The organism is Burkholderia contaminans, assembly GCF_029633825.1.
Taxonomy (GTDB): domain Bacteria; phylum Pseudomonadota; class Gammaproteobacteria; order Burkholderiales; family Burkholderiaceae; genus Burkholderia; species Burkholderia contaminans.
In genome coordinates this window covers 2674248-2690678 of sequence record NZ_CP090640.1, presented here as the reverse complement: position 1 = coordinate 2690678, position 16431 = coordinate 2674248, and the positions used below count along the sequence as shown (strand labels likewise).

15 protein-coding genes and 1 pseudogene are annotated in these 16431 nt (G+C 65.1%); 5 read left to right on the top strand and 11 right to left on the bottom strand.

Going from position 1 to position 16431, the window contains the following annotated elements; genetic code table 11:
• Window positions 1-181: 181 nt before the first annotated feature.
• The 9 genes from truB to LXE91_RS12460 all read right to left on the bottom strand — a co-directional run bounded on the left by truB (window position 182) and on the right by LXE91_RS12460 (window position 12358).
• Window positions 182-1111: a tRNA pseudouridine(55) synthase TruB gene (gene truB / locus LXE91_RS12500; protein ID WP_039339296.1), complete on the bottom strand. Its 930-nt coding sequence runs from the start codon at window positions 1109-1111 to the stop codon at window positions 182-184.
• A 9-nt stretch (window positions 1112-1120) separates the two neighbouring features.
• Entirely contained in the window at window positions 1121-1519 is a 399-nt protein-coding gene (gene rbfA, locus LXE91_RS12495; RefSeq protein ID WP_039339297.1) for a 30S ribosome-binding factor RbfA, read from the bottom strand.
• Between the two features lie 114 nt (window positions 1520-1633).
• Window positions 1634-4552, bottom strand: a complete 2919-nt coding sequence (infB, locus tag LXE91_RS12490) for a translation initiation factor IF-2 (protein WP_046543661.1) — start codon at window positions 4550-4552, stop codon at window positions 1634-1636.
• Window positions 4553-4643: 91 nt separating this feature from the next.
• Window positions 4644-6119: a transcription termination factor NusA gene (gene nusA, locus LXE91_RS12485; RefSeq protein ID WP_006476166.1), complete on the bottom strand. Its 1476-nt coding sequence runs from the start codon at window positions 6117-6119 to the stop codon at window positions 4644-4646.
• Window positions 6119-6577, bottom strand: a complete 459-nt coding sequence (rimP, locus tag LXE91_RS12480; RefSeq protein ID WP_006476167.1) for a ribosome maturation factor RimP — start codon at window positions 6575-6577, stop codon at window positions 6119-6121. The genes nusA and rimP overlap by 1 nt, the downstream gene beginning before the upstream one ends.
• Before the next feature lie 454 nt (window positions 6578-7031).
• A complete protein-coding gene (rluB, locus tag LXE91_RS12475) occupies window positions 7032-8804 on the bottom strand; it encodes a 23S rRNA pseudouridine(2605) synthase RluB (RefSeq protein WP_039339301.1) in 1773 nt (590 codons plus the stop codon).
• Window positions 8805-8864: 60 nt separating this feature from the next.
• On the bottom strand, window positions 8865-9896 hold the full coding sequence (scpB, locus tag LXE91_RS12470) for an SMC-Scp complex subunit ScpB (RefSeq protein WP_039339302.1): 1032 nt from the start codon (window positions 9894-9896) through the stop codon (window positions 8865-8867).
• 272 nt (window positions 9897-10168) lie between these two features.
• Entirely contained in the window at window positions 10169-11380 is a 1212-nt protein-coding gene (locus LXE91_RS12465; protein WP_039339303.1) for a pyridoxal phosphate-dependent aminotransferase, read from the bottom strand.
• A 75-nt stretch (window positions 11381-11455) separates the two neighbouring features.
• Window positions 11456-12358, bottom strand: coding sequence for a LysR family transcriptional regulator (locus LXE91_RS12460; RefSeq protein ID WP_039339305.1), 903 nt, complete (start codon window positions 12356-12358; stop codon window positions 11456-11458).
• 431 nt (window positions 12359-12789) lie between these two features.
• Here LXE91_RS12460 and LXE91_RS12455 point away from each other — a divergent pair.
• Together LXE91_RS12455 and LXE91_RS12450 are read left to right on the top strand one after the other, a co-directional pair.
• Window positions 12790-13185 (top strand): annotated as a pseudogene (locus tag LXE91_RS12455) (transposase); the annotation flags it as partial.
• A 202-nt stretch (window positions 13186-13387) separates the two neighbouring features.
• Window positions 13388-13639, top strand: a complete 252-nt coding sequence (locus LXE91_RS12450; protein WP_039339307.1) for a hypothetical protein — start codon at window positions 13388-13390, stop codon at window positions 13637-13639.
• Between the two features lie 194 nt (window positions 13640-13833).
• Here LXE91_RS12450 and LXE91_RS12445 read toward each other — a convergent pair whose 3' ends face one another.
• Entirely contained in the window at window positions 13834-14151 is a 318-nt protein-coding gene (locus LXE91_RS12445) for a hypothetical protein (RefSeq protein WP_011351791.1), read from the bottom strand.
• A gap of 157 nt (window positions 14152-14308) precedes the next feature.
• On the opposite strand from LXE91_RS12445, the gene LXE91_RS12440 reads away from it, so the two are divergent.
• From LXE91_RS12440 to LXE91_RS12430, 3 genes are all read left to right on the top strand, one after another.
• Window positions 14309-15025 (top strand): YdcF family protein, encoded by a 717-nt coding sequence (locus tag LXE91_RS12440; protein ID WP_039339309.1) that lies wholly within the window; start codon window positions 14309-14311, stop codon window positions 15023-15025.
• Between the two features lie 221 nt (window positions 15026-15246).
• Window positions 15247-15525: a hypothetical protein gene (locus LXE91_RS12435; protein ID WP_039339310.1), complete on the top strand. Its 279-nt coding sequence runs from the start codon at window positions 15247-15249 to the stop codon at window positions 15523-15525.
• A 136-nt stretch (window positions 15526-15661) separates the two neighbouring features.
• Window positions 15662-15919, top strand: coding sequence for a hypothetical protein (locus tag LXE91_RS12430; RefSeq protein WP_021162409.1), 258 nt, complete (start codon window positions 15662-15664; stop codon window positions 15917-15919).
• Window positions 15920-15959: 40 nt separating this feature from the next.
• Here LXE91_RS12430 and LXE91_RS12425 read toward each other — a convergent pair whose 3' ends face one another.
• Window positions 15960-16250 (bottom strand): putative quinol monooxygenase, encoded by a 291-nt coding sequence (locus LXE91_RS12425; RefSeq protein WP_039339313.1) that lies wholly within the window; start codon window positions 16248-16250, stop codon window positions 15960-15962.
• Between the last annotated feature and the right edge of the window lie 181 nt (window positions 16251-16431).

Genomic DNA, 16431 nt, shown 5'->3' with positions numbered 1-16431 from the left:
CACCTCAATGCTGTGGGCTTTTTGAGGTTTGCCCGGCGCGGCTCCCATCATGGGGCGGGATCTTTCCCATCCGCGACCCCGGATAGATTCGAGCAAGTCCACTTTAGGTCAACACTGCCTCGCTTGCAAAAATCGGGCTGACCATAGATTTTTATTCGAACGGGGCGTTCGCGCGGCTGCGTCAGGCCGCCGTGACGACGAGCCGATCCGGCGCGAGTACGCCGTTCGCCTTGCGCGCCACACCGAGCAGCCGGGTAGCGTCATAGACGCGCACACGCTCGCCTTCGGCCGCATCGATCGGATCGAGCGCCGACAGCGGCAGACGCTGGCCGTGCAGGAACCGCTTCGCGCTGGTTTCATCGAGACGAACCAGCGGAAACGTCGACAGCAACGCGTCGACCGGCTGGAGCCACGCATCGCGCGACGCTTCGTCCGCATCGGACAGCGCATCGAGCGTCACCGCATGCTCGAGCGTCAGCGCACCGACGCCCGTGCGGCGCAGCATCGTCAGATGCGCACCGCACCCGAGTGCCTCGCCGATATCCTCCGCCAGCGTACGCACGTACGTGCCCTTGCTGCAGGTCACGCGAAACGTCACGTCGGGCAGGTCGCACGCGAGCAGCTCGAGTGCGAGAATCGTCACGTTGCGACCCTCGCGCTCGACGGTTTGCCCCGCGCGCGCATATTCGTACAGCGGCTTGCCGTCGCGCTTGAGCGCCGAATACATCGGCGGCACCTGCACGATCTCGCCGGTGAAGCGCACGAGCGCGGCCTCCACCGCCGCGCGATCGCATTCGACCGGCCGCGTGTCGATCACTTCGCCTTCCGCGTCGCCGGTAGCCGTACGCTGGCCGAGACGCATCGTTGCTTCGTAGGTCTTGTCCGCTTCGAGCAGATCCTGCGAGAACTTCGTCGCCTCGCCGAAGCACAGCGGCAGCAGGCCCGAAGCCAGCGGATCGAGCGTGCCGGTGTGACCGGCTTTCTTCGCGAGCAGCAGGCGCTTCGCGCGAATCAGCGCGTCGTTGCTCGACAGGCCGACGGGCTTGTCGAGCAGGAGGACGCCATCCAGCACGCGCCGGGGCACGCGCGGACGTTGGGATGCAGTCGTCATAGGTCGAGCTCAGTCGTCCTTGGCGGCCGCGTCGGCCTCGTCGTCATCCTTCGCGCGCGTCGAGTTCGCCTCCTTGATCAGGCGCGACATTTCCACGGCCTTCTCGATCGTCTGGTCGTAGTGGAAATGCAGCGTCGGCACCGTATGGATGTGCAGGCGCTTGAACAACAGGTTGTGCAAGTGACCCGACGCATGGTTCAGCGCTTCCTGCGTCTTGTCCGGATCGCCGGTCAACGCGGTGAAGTAGACCTTCGCATGTGCGTAATCCGGCGTGAGCTCCACGCTCTGGATGGTCACGATGCCGATGCGCGGGTCTTTGACCTCGCGCATGATGAGTTCGGACAGATCGCGCTGAATCTGGTCAGCGATCTGCACGTTGCGATTGGGGGAAGTACGTTTCCTGGACATGATCGATCCGTGATCCGTTTATCAGGATAAAGCGGCGGCCAGTGTTGGCACGCCACCATGAAAATGGGCGGGACAGGCCCAAGCCTGCCCCGCCCATGAGCCGATGCGCGAGGGTTACAGCGTACGCGCGACTTCGGTCACTTCGAAGACTTCGAACTGGTCGCCTTCGACGATATCGTTGAAATTCTTCACCGACATACCGCACTCGAAGCCTTGCTTCACTTCCTTCACGTCGTCCTTGAAGCGCTTCAGCGATTCGAGTTCGCCCGTGAAGATCACGACGTTGTTGCGCAGCACGCGCACCGACGACGAGCGCTTGACGACACCGTCCGTCACCATACAGCCGGCGACTGCACCGATCTTCGGTACCTTGAAGACCTGGCGCACCTCGACCATGCCGGTGATGACTTCGCGCTTCTCCGGCGCCAGCATGCCCGACATCGCCGCCTTCACCTCATCCACTGCGTCATAGATGATGTTGTAGTAACGGATGTCGATGCCATTCGATTCGGCCAGCTTGCGCGCCTGTGCATCCGCACGCGTGTTGAAGCCGATGATGACAGCCTTCGATGCCGTTGCGAGGTTGACGTCGTTTTCGCTGATGCCGCCCACCGCGCTGTGCACGATCTGCACGCGCACTTCGTCGGTCGACAGCTTGAGCAGCGATTGAACGAGTGCTTCCTGCGAGCCCTGCACGTCCGCCTTGATGATGAGCGGCAGGTTCTGCACTTCGCCTTCGCCCATCTGCTCGAGCATGCTTTCCAGCTTCGCGGCCTGCTGCTTCGCAAGCTTGACGTCGCGGAACTTGCCCTGGCGGAACAGTGCGATTTCTCGCGCCTTGCGCTCGTCCGGCAGCACGATCACTTCTTCGCCCGCGCCCGGCACTTCCGACAGACCCTGGATTTCGACCGGGATCGACGGGCCAGCTTCCTTCGTCGGCTTGCCGTTCTCGTCGAGCATCGCGCGCACGCGGCCGTAGGCCGTACCCGCCAGCACGACGTCGCCTCGGTTCAGCGTACCGGACTGCACCAGGATCGTCGCGACCGGGCCCTTGCCCTTGTCGAGCTTCGCTTCGATCACGATGCCCTTGGCCGGCGCCTCGACCGGTGCCTTCAGTTCCAGCACTTCGGCTTGCAGCAGCACGTTCTCGAGCAGATCGTCGATACCCGCGCCCGTCTTCGCCGAAACCGGCACGAACGGCGAATCGCCGCCGTACTCTTCCGGCACGACGCCTTCCGCGACCAGTTCCTGCTTGACGCGATCGAGATTCGCGTCCGGCTTGTCGATCTTGTTGATCGCGACGACGATCGGCACGCCGCCTGCCTTCGCGTGCGCGATGGCTTCCTTCGTCTGCGGCATCACACCGTCGTCGGCTGCCACCACCAGCACCACGATGTCGGTCGCCTTCGCGCCGCGTGCACGCATTGCCGTGAACGCTTCGTGACCCGGCGTATCGAGGAACGTGATGACGCCGCGCGGCGTTTCGACATGGTATGCGCCGATGTGCTGCGTAATGCCGCCCGCTTCGCCAGCGGCAACCTTCGCGCGGCGGATGTGGTCGAGCAGCGAGGTCTTGCCGTGGTCGACGTGACCCATGACCGTGACGACCGGCGGACGCGGCAGTTGCTCCGCATCGGTACCCGTTTCGCCTTCGACGAGCAGCGCTTCCGGATCGTCCAGCTTCGCGGCAACCGCGCGGTGGCCCAGTTCCTCGACGATGATCATCGCCGTTTCCTGGTCCAGCACCTGGTTGATCGTGACCATCTGGCCCATCTTCATCATCACCTTGATGACTTCGGAGGCCTTCACCGACATCTTGTGCGCGAGATCGGCAACCGACACGGTTTCCGGCACGTGCACTTCACGGACGATCGGCTCGGTCGGCGCCTGGAACGTGGAGCTGTCCTGGTGACGGCCGCGACCCTTCGGGCCGCCGCGCCAGCCGCGGTCGACGCCGCCGCTCGAATCGCCGCGCGTCTTGATGCCGCGACGCTTCGATGCGTCGTCCTGCCAGCCGCCCTTGCCTGCGCCCGGCTTCTTGTTGCGGTCGCCCGCGCCTGCCGGCGCAGTCGTAGCCGGCGCTGCAGCACCGGCCGGCTTCTTCACGGCCGGACGCGCCTGCGCACCTTCCGGCTTCGCCGGCTTGTGCAGCGTACCCTTCGCTTCGGCCGGCTTCGGCGGCTCGACCGGCTTCGGCGGCTCGACTGCCTTGACCACGGCCTTGCGCGGCGTGTTCATCATTTCGCGAATCGCACGCGCTTCGGCTTCTGCCGCCGCGCGACGCTTGCTGATCTCTTCCTGCTCGGCGCGCGCCTTGTCCGCCGCCTCGCGGGCAGCATCTTCAGCCTTCTTCGCCGCTTCACGCTGAGCCGCACGTTCGGCGGCTGCGCGTGCTTCGTCCTGCGCGGACTGCGTGCTCGCTGCCTCCTGCTGCTCGGCTGCGGCAGCCTGCTGTGCGGCTGCCTGCTGCTGTGCCGCCGCAGCTTCGGCCGCAGCACGCTTCGCCGCTGCCTCTTCCTCGGCGCGACGACGCTCGGCTTCGGCCGCTTCCTCGCGGGCGCGGCGCTCTGCTTCCTCGCGCTCGAGACGTTCCTGACGCTCGCGAAGCTCCTGCGCCTGCTTCTCGAGCAGCTCGGCCTCGCGGCGCGCTTCTTCTTCGCGACGCTTCAGATCCGCATCGTCGTCCGCTTCGGCGACCTGCGCCTGACCCTGTTCCGCACCCTCGCTCACGTCGTCGCGCTTGACGAACGTACGCTTCTTGCGGACCTCGACCTGAATGGTGCGAGCCTTGCCCGTCGCGTCAGATTGCTTGATCTCCGACGTATGCTTGCGGGTCAGCGTGATCTTGCGCTTGTCGCCGTCGGTTGCGCCGTGCGACTTGCGCAAATGATCGAGCAGACGCGCCTTGTTCGTTTCGGACAGCGCATCGTCTTCACTCGCTTTCTGGACGCCCGCCGCCTGCAGCTGTTCGAGCAGCACACCAGCAGGCATTTTCAGTTCCGCGGCAAATTGGGCTACGTTGTTACTCGCCATTCATTCCTCTTAGTGCAAGGACCGATTCCTTGCGGTTAGCATCGGGTCAGGCCATACGGCCGCCATCAAATCAGTGCGCCATGGTCATTTCTCACTGGAACCAGTGTTCACGTGCTTTCATGATCAACGCCTTAGCGGCATCCTCTTCCATCCCGGTCATGTCGACCAGTTCATCTACAGCCAGCTCGGCGAGATCGTCGCGCGTCTGCACGCCGTGTTCGGCCAGCTTCGCGAGCAGCTCCGGCGTGATGCCGTCGAGGCTCTTGAGATCCAGCGCTGCGTTCTCGACCTTTTCTTCGTTCGCGATGGCCATCGTCAACAGCGCGTCGCGTGCGCGGTTGCGCAGTTCGTGCACGGTGTCCTCGTCGAACGCCTCGATTTCGAGCATTTCGTTGAGCGGCACGTACGCGATCTCTTCCAGGCTCGTGAAGCCTTCGTCGATCAGGATGTCGGCAACTTCTTCGTCGACGTCGAGACGCGCCATGAACAGTGCACGCAGCCGGTCGCGCTCTTCACCCTGCTTCAGGGCGGATTCGTCCGGCGTCATGATGTTGATCTGCCAGCCGGTCAGTTCGCCTGCAAGACGAACGTTCTGACCGCTGCGGCCAATCGCGACAGCCAGCTCGTTCTCGTCGACGACGACGTCCATCGAGTGCTTTTCTTCATCGACGACAATCGACTGGACAGCTGCCGGCGCGAGCGCGCCGATCACGAACTGGGCGGGATCCTCCGACCATAGCACGATGTCGATGTTTTCGCCACCGAGCTCGTTGCGTACGGCCTGCACGCGGGAACCGCGGATGCCGACGCAGGTGCCGATCGGATCGATCCGCTTGTCGTATGCGATGACGCCGATCTTCGCGCGCACGCCCGGGTCGCGGGCAGCCGCCTTGATCTCGAGCAGGCCCTGCTCGATTTCCGGCACTTCCATCTCGAACAGCTTCATCAGGAATTCGGGCGCCGTACGCGACAGCTCGATCTGCGGGCCGCGCGCGGTGCGGTCGACCTTAGCGATGTAGGCGCGCACGCGGTCGCCCACGCGCAGGTTTTCCTTCGGGATCAGCTGATCGCGGCGCAGCAGCGCCTCGACACGGCCCGATTCGACGATGAAGTTGCCCTTGTCGAGGCGCTTCACCGTACCCGTCATGATCTTTTCACCACGCTCGAGGTAGTCGTTCAGGATCTGTTCGCGCTCGGCGTCGCGCACCTTCTGCAGGATCACCTGCTTGGCGGCCTGCGCGCCGATGCGACCGAACTCGATCGACGGAACGGGTTCCTCGACATACTCGCCGACTTCGACGTCGGGCTTCTGCTCACGTGCTTCGAACAGCAGGATCTCGCGATCCGGCTCCTGCAGGCCTGCCTCGTCGGGCACGACGAGCCAGCGACGGAAGGTTTCGTGCTCGCCGCTTTCGCGATCGATATGGACGCGGATTTCGGCGCCTTCGTCGAACAGCTTCTTGGAAGCGGACGCGAGCGCAGCCTCGAGGGCGCCCAGCACCACATCCTTGTCGACGTTTTTCTCGCGCGCCAGCGCATCCACCAGCATCAACACTTCGCGACTCATTATTTGCGGCTCCTAAAGTCAACTTGCGGAATCAGGCGGGCTTTGTCGATATCGGCCAGCGTGAAATCCAGCATGGCTGCCTCGCCCTTCTTCCCCTCAAATTCCAAACCGATCGTTTCGCCATTCGGCGCGTGCAGAATGCCCCGGTACGTCTTGCGCCCGTCCAGCGGCTTTTTCAAGGTCACGGAAACTTCGCTGCCGGCGAAGCGCTCGAAGTCGGCCAGCTTCTTCAACGGGCGGTCGAGCCCCGGGGACGAGACTTCGAGCCGTTCGTAATCGATATTTTCGACCGTCAAGACGTGCTGGAGCTGACGCGTAACCTTTTCGCAGTCTTCGAGCGAGATGCCGGCAGGCTGATCGATGTAGATGCAAAGCATGCCGCGCCCGGTGCGCTCGAGTTCCACCAGCTCGTAGCCGAGCCCGGTGACCGTGGTTTCTATCAGTTCCGTCAGTTGCACAGTGTCCTCTCAGGTGTTCGCGCCCGCCGCTCGCGATTACACCCGCGGGCGCGCGCCTTAGCCGGCGCAGGAAGCGCTACCCGAGATGCCTAACCGTTTCAGCAAAAAAAAATGGGCGGAACGCCCATCTTCTTACTGGTGGTCGCACCTGAGCCGCACATTGAATCCGTACGCCCAGCGACTCCGCGATTATAGCGATTTTTGGCGCAAACGCCAAGCCAGCCGGTAAAAGCAGCGCGTCGGCTGCCTTTACGGGCCCAAAAATGCGAAATCGGGCTGCATGATCAACCGGCGCCATCATGGCATGCCGGTGATCCGTTATGCCGGCGGCCATCCCGCACCGCGTGACATATATACAGTCAAAGGCACCAAACGCAATGCCTCGCGCCGACAAGACCGGCCGGATGCCGATCCGGCCGGCACACCGGCGGCCTTGCGCCGCATGCCCGAATGCTCAGCGGCTGCGCGTGCGGCTGCGCTGCGGACGCTGACCGCCACGCGGGCCGCCGCCGTTGCCGGCACCCTCGGCGCGATTGCCGTTCGGGTTGCGGTTACCGCCCTTGCTGCCGCCACGCTTGGGGCCCGCGCCGTCGCGCTTGGGGCCCGCGCCATACGACGCGCGGTTGCCGTCGACATCGCGACCACCACCGGCGCGGTTGCCGTCACGGCCGCCACCCGCTCGGTTGCCATCGCGGCCACCGCCCGTGCGGTTGCCGTAGCCCGACGGCGCAACCGGCAGGCTGCCGTAGCCGCTCAGGCCCGGCAGACCCGGCCCGCCGCGCCGACCACCGCCGCGACGCGGCTGGTCGAGTTGCCCGTGCGTCGTCAACACGGGCTCGCGATTGATGAAGCCCATCGACGTCTGCATCGGATCGGGCTGGCGACGCTCGGCCGGAGCGGCACTGCCGCGCTTGCCCTTCTCCTCGGACGGCGCCTTCAGGCCGACAGTCGCCATCAGCTTGCGCACCTGCGCGTCGTCGAGCTCTTCCCAACGGCCGCGCTTCAGGCCGCGCGGCAGCGGAATCGGGCCGTGACGCGTACGGATCAGCCGGCTCACCATCAGGCCGACCGCCTCGAACATCCGGCGCACTTCGCGGTTGCGGCCTTCGGCCAGCGCGACGTGATACCAGTGGTTCGTGCCTTCACCGCCGCCATCACGGATGCGCAGGAAATTCGCCGGACCGTCGTCGAGCTCGACGCCGTGCAGCAGCTTCTGCCGCATGCCTTCAGCCAGTTCGCCGACGACGCGCACCGCATACTCGCGCTCGACGCTGTAACGCGGATGCATGAAGCGGTTTGCGAGGTCGCCGGAGGTCGTCAGCATCAGCAGACCTTCGGTATTGAAGTCGAGGCGGCCCACCGCGAGCCATTTCGCCGTCTTCATCGGCGGCAGGCGGTCGAACACCGACGGCCGGCCTTCCGGATCCGCGTGGCTGACGATCTCGCCCGTCGGCTTGTGGTACAGCAGCACGCGCGGCGGCTTGTTCGGCAGCTTGCGCTTGACCGGCTTGCCATTGATCCGCACCTGGTCGGTCGGCATGATGCGCTGGCCAATGTGCGCGGGCTCGCCGTTCACCGACACGCGGCCGGCGACGATCAGCTCTTCCATTTCGCGGCGCGAGCCCATGCCCGCTTCCGCCAGCACCTTGTGAAGCTTCGGTGCGTCGTCGTCCGGCGACAGCACGCGCTTGTTCGCCGGCTGGCTACGGCCGCGACGCAGCATCGGCGCACGCACGCCGCTACCGCCCGCGGAGTTGTCCGCGTCGAATGCCGGCGACGTCACGTAGGCGAACAGCTCATCCTGGGACGCATCGCCCTCCACCTTTGCCGTGCCGCCTTCAGCCTTCGGTGCGCTGCCGCGACGACCCTGGCCGCCCTGAGCCTTGGCTGCGCCTTCGCGCTTGGCCGCCGGCTTGCGAGCACCCTTGGCCGCACCTTCCTTGCGCGGCGCACGCGTCGGCTGCTGCACTTCGGCGGCCTCGGCCGGCTGCGCGTCGGCGCCTTCGCCGCCCTGCGGCTCGCCTTCGCCGCCCTGCGGCTCGCCTTCGGCGCCCTTCGACTTGGCTGCCGCGCGACGCCGCGCGATCAGGCTGCGCGGGCCTCGCCGCAGACCGCGGCGGGGACGCTCGTCGCCGCCCTCGGCCGAAGCGCCCTGCTCCGGTGCATCGTCGGCACGCGCTGCCTGCACGGCAGGCGCGGACGATTCAATATCGTGGATATCTGTCAAAACAACCTCAAAATGTCAGGTCTCGCGCCCGGCGCGGGCGCGGCAAGAAGTTGGCCGCGATCAGGCGCGACGCTGTTCAGGTTCTGCTTCGTCGTCCGGCAGCGCATCGGCACCGATGGGTGCACTGGCGCTTCGTACGGCATCGGCGAGACTGTCGGACGTGTCGTCCAGCATCTCGTCGTCCGCAGGACGGGAACGGGGGGCGCCGGCCTGGCCAGCCTCGCCGGGCATGTCGCCGGCCGCTTCCGCTCCGTCTCCGGCAACCGCATCGGCAGCCGGCTTGCGATCTTCCTCGTTCCAATCCGCATGCAGCGGCTCGGGCTGCACACCGGCTGGCACTGCTTCGGCGCCAGCCTGTTCCATTTGTTCCGTTTGCCCGCGAACAACATCGAGCGTATCGCGACTCGCGATTTCGTGCGTCGACGCGACATCCGCCGCGGGATCATCCGGCAATCCGGCCGATTGACCGGCGGACGCCTCATCCGTTTGCGGGAGGTCGCCCATTGCGCCATCGGCAAGCGGCGTACCCTCGTCGAAATCCATCGCCTGCTGCGCCAGCAGCGCGGCCTCGATGTTCGCAGCCGGCTCTTCGAGCGCGGGCAGATCATCGAGCGCTTTCAGGCCGAGATCGTCAAGGAACTGCTTGGTTGTCGCATACAGCGCCGGGCGCCCCGGCACGTCGCGATGACCGATCACTTCGATCCAGCCGCGATCCTCGAGTTGCTTCACGACCTGCGTATTGACCGTCACGCCGCGAATCTCTTCGATGTCGCCGCGTGTGACAGGTTGCCGGTACGCGATGATCGCGAGCGTTTCGAGCACCGCACGCGAATATTTCGGCGGCTTCTCGGGATGCAGGCGATCCAGATAGTGACGCATCGCCGGCTTGCTCTGAAAGCGCCATCCGGTTGCCAGCGCCACCAGTTCGACGCCGCGGCCGGACCAATCCTGTTTCAGATCTTCGAGCAACGTGCGGACCGTGTCAGCCGACACGCCGTCGGCAAAGAGCTTGCGCAAATCGCCGAGTTTCAGCGGTTCCTGCGCGCAGATCAAAGCAGTCTCGAGGACGATCTTCGCCTCTTGGGTATTCATGCAGCTAGGCCAGACCCTGTGGTCAAACGAACCGGATCAACAAACAGACGAAAGGAACGGAAGACGCGCTCGCCCGATTCTGATCGGTCATATTGATGGGAGCACGAACCGGGGGCGGCGAACCAACTTCAGGCCAGGCCCAAACCGGACGGAACAGCACGGCTCAACGACGGAACCGCGTGACTGAACGCCATATTACGCAAAATTGCCCGGTGCGTAAAGATGAGCCGAACGGGATGGCGCCAGCACGCCGTGCCCGCTCCGGCCCCGCTTCAACGGCCGGCCGCAAAGCGCGCGAGGAACCGCCGCAACCGCTCGACACCCGCATCGAGGCGCGCCGGATCGCACGCGTAGCACCAGCGCACGAAACCTTCCCCCTCCGGGCCGAATGCACTCCCGGGCGCGAGTCCGAGCCCCGCTTCGCGCACCAGCGTCTTGCAGAACGCAAGGCTGTCTGACGCGCCCGGCAGGCGCAGAAACAGGTACATCGCGCCCGGCGGAGGCGGCACCTCGACACCCGGCAGGGTGCGCAGCGCGGCGACCAGGTGATCGCGCGCATCGCGCAGCGCCGCGACGAACGACCGCACGAACGGCTCGCCATCGCGCAGCGCGACCTCACCCGCGGCCTGCACGAAGCCCGGCGCGCACGACGTGTTGTATTCGACGAGCTTCGACAGGTCAGCCATTACCGCTGCCGGCGCGACAAGCCACCCCAGACGCCAGCCCGTCATCGCCCATGCCTTGGAAAACGAATTCACGACGACGACCCGCTCGTCGCGCGATGCGATGTCGAGGAACGATGGCGCGCCGTGCGCGTCGTCGGCGTCGAACGCGAGCCGCTCGTACACCTCGTCGGCAACCAGCCAGATGCCGTGGCGGCGGCAATGGGCGAGCACGGCTTGCTGGTCGTCGCGCGACATCGTCCAGCCGGTCGGATTGTTCGGCGAGTTGATGAGCAGCATCCGCGTACCGCGCGTCAGCGCCGCAAGCAGCCGCCCGACATCGAGCTGCCAGCCCGCATCGCCGTAGCCGAGCGGGACGCATTCGACCTGCGCCCCAAGGATCTTCGGAATCTCGACGAGATTCGGCCACAGCGGCGTGACCGCGACGACGCGCTCGCCCGGACCGACCAGCATCTGCGCGACCAGCATCAGCGCGCTCACGCCCGAACTCGTCACGGCCACGGTGTCGGCCGCCGTCGCACCGTGCCGGGCGCTGACGTAGGACGCGATCGCGTCGCGCAGCGGCGCGGTGCCGAGGTTGTGCGTGTAGAAGGTTGCGCCATCGCGCAGTGCCGCCGCCGCGGCGTCGCGGATGAAATCCGGCGTCACGCGATCGGATTCGCCGAACCAGAACGGCAACATGTCCGGCACGCCAAAGCCGGCGTTTGCCACTTCGCGGATCAGCGACGGACGCAACGCGTGCACTGCATCGCGGGCCGCCGGCGAGCCCGCCACCGGGAGAGAATCTGCGGGATGCACCATCGAGAGCCACCTTCGAGGAACACGATCCGCGTAGTGTACCGGCCCGCAAGCAGGGCCGGCGCAGGTCGATCCGCGTCAGTCGAGGTCCTCTGCCCTCGCCGGCATCTGCCGCACGAGTTCCCAGATCGCCTGCGCAGCGGGCGACAACGACCGGTCGCGGCGGCGCACGAGTTCGACCGTGCGCTCGGTGCGCGGCATGAGAGGCCGCGCGACGAGCGTCGAGCCGGCAGGTAGCGGCAGCGACAGCCACGGCTGCACACTCACACCGACACCGGCCTCGACGAGCCCGAACACGGTTGCCGAGTGCCCGAGCTCCTGCATGACCGTCGCATTGACACGATGGGCGGCCAGCGCGGCATCGATCAGCGGCCGGCTTCCCGATGCATGATCGAGGAGGACGAGGCGCTCGCCGTCCAGCGCCGTCCAGGGCACCTCGGCACGCGCCGCAAGCGGATGGTCGGCGCGCGCGACCAGGCAGAACGAATCGGTCATCAAGGATTCGCAGACGAGGTCGGCCACCGTGAGCGGACCGATCACGACGCCGAAATCGACCTCGCTCGACTTCACCTTGCGCAACACGTCGCTCTGCACGTCATCGCGCAAACCCAGCGTCACGAACGGAAACTGGCGCTCGCACGACGCAACCACGCGCGGCATCAGCCGGCACGCGATCGTCGGACTGGCCGCAACGATCACGCGCCCACGGCGCTGCTCGCCGATCTCGCGAATCTCGCGCAGCGTGTCGTCGAGATCGTCGAGCAGACGGGACACGCTCGCGATCAGGTTTGCACCGACATCGGTCAGCTGCACGTCGCGCGTCGTGCGGTCGATCAGCTTCAATCCGAGCTCGGCCTCGAGTTCGCGCACGCAGCGACTGACCGCGGACTGCGTGAGCCCGATCTCGTCGCCCGCGCGACTGAAGCTCTTGAGCCGCGCTACCTCGATGAAGACGCGAAGCTGGCGCAGCGTAACGTTCATTTCCTGACCTCATCAATCGTCGATATCGATGCACGATTTTAATGCGCGAATCCGGCTCCGATGTGCGAATCAGGCACCTCCTCCACATGTTTCGCTGCGGTGCAATACATCCGCGAACGCACGTGGTGCGGGCGAACTGCACAAGATTGGTGATTGTCCCGATTTGCTGGCGGGTTATTTTGGCGTCTTATACGCCCCTAGCTGACTTAGCCGTTAGCTCGCTGCCAAGCGGCTCTCAAGGGGATTACCTCCGACATGGCACGCTTCGTGCATTACCTGACGCACAGGGCGCAGGTTTCGTCGGACGGAAGAGCAGAAACGCCGCTGCCGGCCAACCGGACGCCCCCACCCGGCACTCGACGATCGAGTGCTTGAAGAGTGCGCGGCGCAGGGCAGCGCACCGGAGTTAGCTTCGCTGAGGTGAGGACATGATGCTGTTCGACGATTTGAGAGATAACGAGTGGGCGCTGGTCGAGGGTCTGTTTTGCTCGGAACCCGCACGGAGTGAGCGGCGCGGCCGCCCCCGCGTGGAAGCCCGCTCGGTAGTGAACGCCGTGCTGTGGGTGCTGTCGACGGGTGAGGGCTGGTCGAAGCTGCCGGGCCGCTATCCGTCCCCGCCGACTTGCCGCCGTCGCTTCGACGAATGGCAGGCGGACGGCACGCTCGCCGAAATCGTGAAGCGACTCGGCACGAGCGGCCGGCAGATCTCCTTGCGCGGGCGCATCGGCGCAAGCGCTGCGAAGCCGCCCGCACCGCCGAGCCGCGACCGGCTGCGCGGCGCCTTCTGGACCAATCCGGAATCCTGGCGCGCACCTGTCAAGATGGCGTAATGAATGCTCGATCGGGCGGCTTCGGCCGCCCGGTTTCTTTCAGCGGCGCGACCTGATCGCGACGCCCGCGTTGCCGTCGATTACCGCTGTCGTGCCGCGATACATCTATTTACCAATATTTACAGCAAGCCTGCACTCCCACGCTTACCTTAGCGAATTATCAACAGGCCGCATCGACGGCTTGAAGGGAGCCCCCGCCATGAAACCAATGTCACTGCTCGTTGCATGCGGCATTGTCATTTCCGTGGCGCTGTCCGCTCCAGCCCACGCCGACGATCGCGTGAAGCCGCCTCATCGCCAGCAGGATCATCGGAACACCCTCCGCCAGCCGCCGTCCGCCAACCCGCCCAGCCGGCAAACCGTGCCGCGTGGCGACCTGCGTGGCGACATCGCCAGCAACGCGCGAGCGCGCATCGGCTCGCAGCCGACCGACGTACCGCGTCATCCGTAGTCCTGCCAATTTCGGGAGTTCGCCAAAGAAAATGCCCGCGGTCGGGAACTGCGCCGCACGCGACGAGTCACAACGTTGCCATGAGCACAGCGTGGCAACAGCAAAAGTATCCGGTACGCCCGTATCCTCGCGATACGGGCTTTTTTTTGGGCATCGCCAGCCGCACGGCGATGCGCATGACGGATGAGCAGCCGCTACAGGCGGCTTTCGAGAATCGCCACGGCACTCGCTTCGCTCAATGCGTAGTCGGCCATGCGGCGGTCGGTCCAGGAAAGTAATTTTTCGTCGCGCTCGAGGCGCGAGAATTCGGCTCGGCCGCTTTCGGTCAGCACGGCAATGTCGACCGGCGCATGGAAGCCTGGTGCGGGGGCAACGGTTTTCTGCCTGACCGTGTCCATCAGCCCGAGCGAACGGAGATACTCGAACACGCCCGGGCGGCGCGCCCACGGTACCTGGCGGTACTGCACTCGTCTCAATGCGTCGAGCACCGCTTCGTTGGAATACGTGGCCATCTCGATTCTTTCTTAAAGTGCAGCGACAATGCGAAGCAGCGTGTCGGGCGGCGTCACCGCCCGCCTGTACCGCCACCGATTCTGGACGCCGACGTTCGGCGTCGCGTCAGGGCCGGATCGTCAGCCGTCCATAAAAAGACACCATACCCCAATCAAATTGATTCTGTTCGATTCATTTGTACTTCTCTTCATCTGTTTCATGCTCTTCCGCAAGCGGCGACGAATCATCTCGATCGCCGCCGTTGCGCTGTTCTGGCTGCTCGCGACAGGCTGGCTCGCCGCGCCGCTGATCGCCTGGACCGAGGCGGGCGTCACACCCGTCGAGCACCCGGACATGCATGGACGGACCACACTGATTCTCATCGGCGCCGGTACGAAGCGCACCGATTCCGGGCTGCGGCCGCCACCTGACGGAACCGCTCGCATCCACAAGGTCGCAGCGCTCTACCGCACCTGCCGGCAGCAAGCCGAGCACTGCACCGTGGTGATGTCGGGCGGCGACCCGCAGCATCACGGCGAATCCGAGGCTGCCGTATACGGGCGCCAACTCGTCGCCGAAGGTGTCGCGCCCGCAGACCTCGTTCTGGAACCGGATAGCCGCACAACCTACGAAAACGCGAAATTCACTGCATCTATACTACGCCCACAGTATGACGACGCACGCATTCTCGTCACTTCGTCATATCAGATGCGCCGCGCGTTGCTCGATTTCCAGCGGTTCGGGATCGATCCGCAGCCCGTTTATGCGAATCGCCGGCGCGCGCAAACAGGTTGGCTGCCGCGCTGGCGCAATGTAGTCAATGCCGAGCAGGCATTGCACGAACTGGTCGGCATCGCGCAGTTCCATGTCTATCGATGGCTCGGGTGGTTCTGACGGCTCCGGGGAAACCGGAGCGGAAATGCCTGCGGCGACGACGATGGCAGGCGCGTGACGAGGTGTGCGAAGTGTTGCGCGACTTCAACGGGGCCTTGCGTAGCGCCACGATCCGGTGCACATTGATCCGTCACTTTTGTTACACTCGACACGCACTCGATTGCAGTCGCCAGACAAAACGGCAACACTCGGGTTCATCACCACTTAGCGGAGGTAAAGCAATGAAGAAGACGTCCCTGGCTATCCTGGTAGCGATGTCGGCGCTGACTGGCGCAGCGTATGCGCAAGAGAGCACGGAAATCAAGACGATTACCGATCCGGCCAAGATCTCCGAGATCGAGCAACGCGCACAGGCGCTGCAGCAGCAGCAAGCGGCTGAAGCCGCTCAGCCGGCGGTGCAGGAAGAGCATCACCACGGCAAGAAGGCTGCTCACCACAAGGCAGCTGCGAAGAAGGCCGGCAAGAAGGCTGCCAAGGCTGCAGACGCTGCCAGCCAGTAAGTTCGGCGGCACCGCACAAGCGAAAAGCCGAATCCGGGCAACCGGGTTCGGCTTTTTTGGTTGCGGTGCCCGCGCGCTGTGCTAAAGTCGCGCACCGAAATTTTCCACCCGTGCGCACCCCGGTGCGGAGGACAGCATGAGCAACATTCAACTCGACATCGAGTGGACCGAAGCCGCCACTCGCCAGATCAAGCAACTGATGCCCCGCGGCTCGGCTGACGCGTTCCTCGCGCTGCCGCCGATCGAGTGCCTGCCGATGGAGGGCGACGTGCTTTTCCTCGGCCCGCAAGGCAAGCAGCAGCCGTTCATCGTCGCCGAGCGCCAGTACCATCACGACGGCGACGCCGACTGGACGATCATCCTGATCCTCGACGTACCCAACACGTCGCACTGACGCACCCCGCGACCGGACGTGTCCGGTCGCCCCACCCCGCTCAGACGAGCTTCGACAGCACGCGGATTTCGGAACGCTCGATCCAGTCCGCGGCCGCTTCCCGGTAAGCGAGAATGTGCGCGGAACGCGCATGAGCAGCCAGCGCCTCCTCGCTTTCCCAGCGCTCGACGAATACGAATCGCGCCGGTTCCTTCAGGTCCCGATGCAGGTCGTACTGCAATGCTCCCGCTTCGTTGCGGGTCGGTTCGACGATCCCTTCGAGCTGGGCCCGCAACTTCTCCTCGGCGCCCGGCTTTGCCACGATCAGCGCCACGACTGCAATTTCCGCCATTCCCGCCTCCCCCTCATCCGGAAAAGTCCGAGAATACGCGAATCGCGCATTGGCTGCGCCGGCACGGTATCGCACGACGGCCCCAAAAAAATAGCCCGCGCTTCAGAGAAGCGCGGGCGAAACCGTCGCCCTACGAGGATAGGCGACGGGGCCATCGAGATCCGCACGCTGGCGCGGATCG

Coding starts and splice junctions, on each gene's coding strand:
- truB (WP_039339296.1), bottom strand. CDS start 1,111: ATGACGACTGCATCCCAACGTCCGCGCGTGCCCCGGCGCGTGCTGGAT.
- rbfA (WP_039339297.1), bottom strand. CDS start 1,519: ATGTCCAGGAAACGTACTTCCCCCAATCGCAACGTGCAGATCGCTGAC.
- infB (WP_046543661.1), bottom strand. CDS start 4,552: ATGGCGAGTAACAACGTAGCCCAATTTGCCGCGGAACTGAAAATGCCT.
- nusA (WP_006476166.1), bottom strand. CDS start 6,119: ATGAGTCGCGAAGTGTTGATGCTGGTGGATGCGCTGGCGCGCGAGAAA.
- scpB (WP_039339302.1), bottom strand. CDS start 9,896: ATGAATACCCAAGAGGCGAAGATCGTCCTCGAGACTGCTTTGATCTGC.
- LXE91_RS12465 (WP_039339303.1), bottom strand. CDS start 11,380: ATGGTGCATCCCGCAGATTCTCTCCCGGTGGCGGGCTCGCCGGCGGCC.
- LXE91_RS12460 (WP_039339305.1), bottom strand. CDS start 12,358: ATGAACGTTACGCTGCGCCAGCTTCGCGTCTTCATCGAGGTAGCGCGG.
- LXE91_RS12450 (WP_039339307.1), top strand. CDS start 13,388: ATGAAACCAATGTCACTGCTCGTTGCATGCGGCATTGTCATTTCCGTG.
- LXE91_RS12445 (WP_011351791.1), bottom strand. CDS start 14,151: ATGGCCACGTATTCCAACGAAGCGGTGCTCGACGCATTGAGACGAGTG.
- LXE91_RS12435 (WP_039339310.1), top strand. CDS start 15,247: ATGAAGAAGACGTCCCTGGCTATCCTGGTAGCGATGTCGGCGCTGACT.
- LXE91_RS12430 (WP_021162409.1), top strand. CDS start 15,662: ATGAGCAACATTCAACTCGACATCGAGTGGACCGAAGCCGCCACTCGC.
- LXE91_RS12425 (WP_039339313.1), bottom strand. CDS start 16,250: ATGGCGGAAATTGCAGTCGTGGCGCTGATCGTGGCAAAGCCGGGCGCC.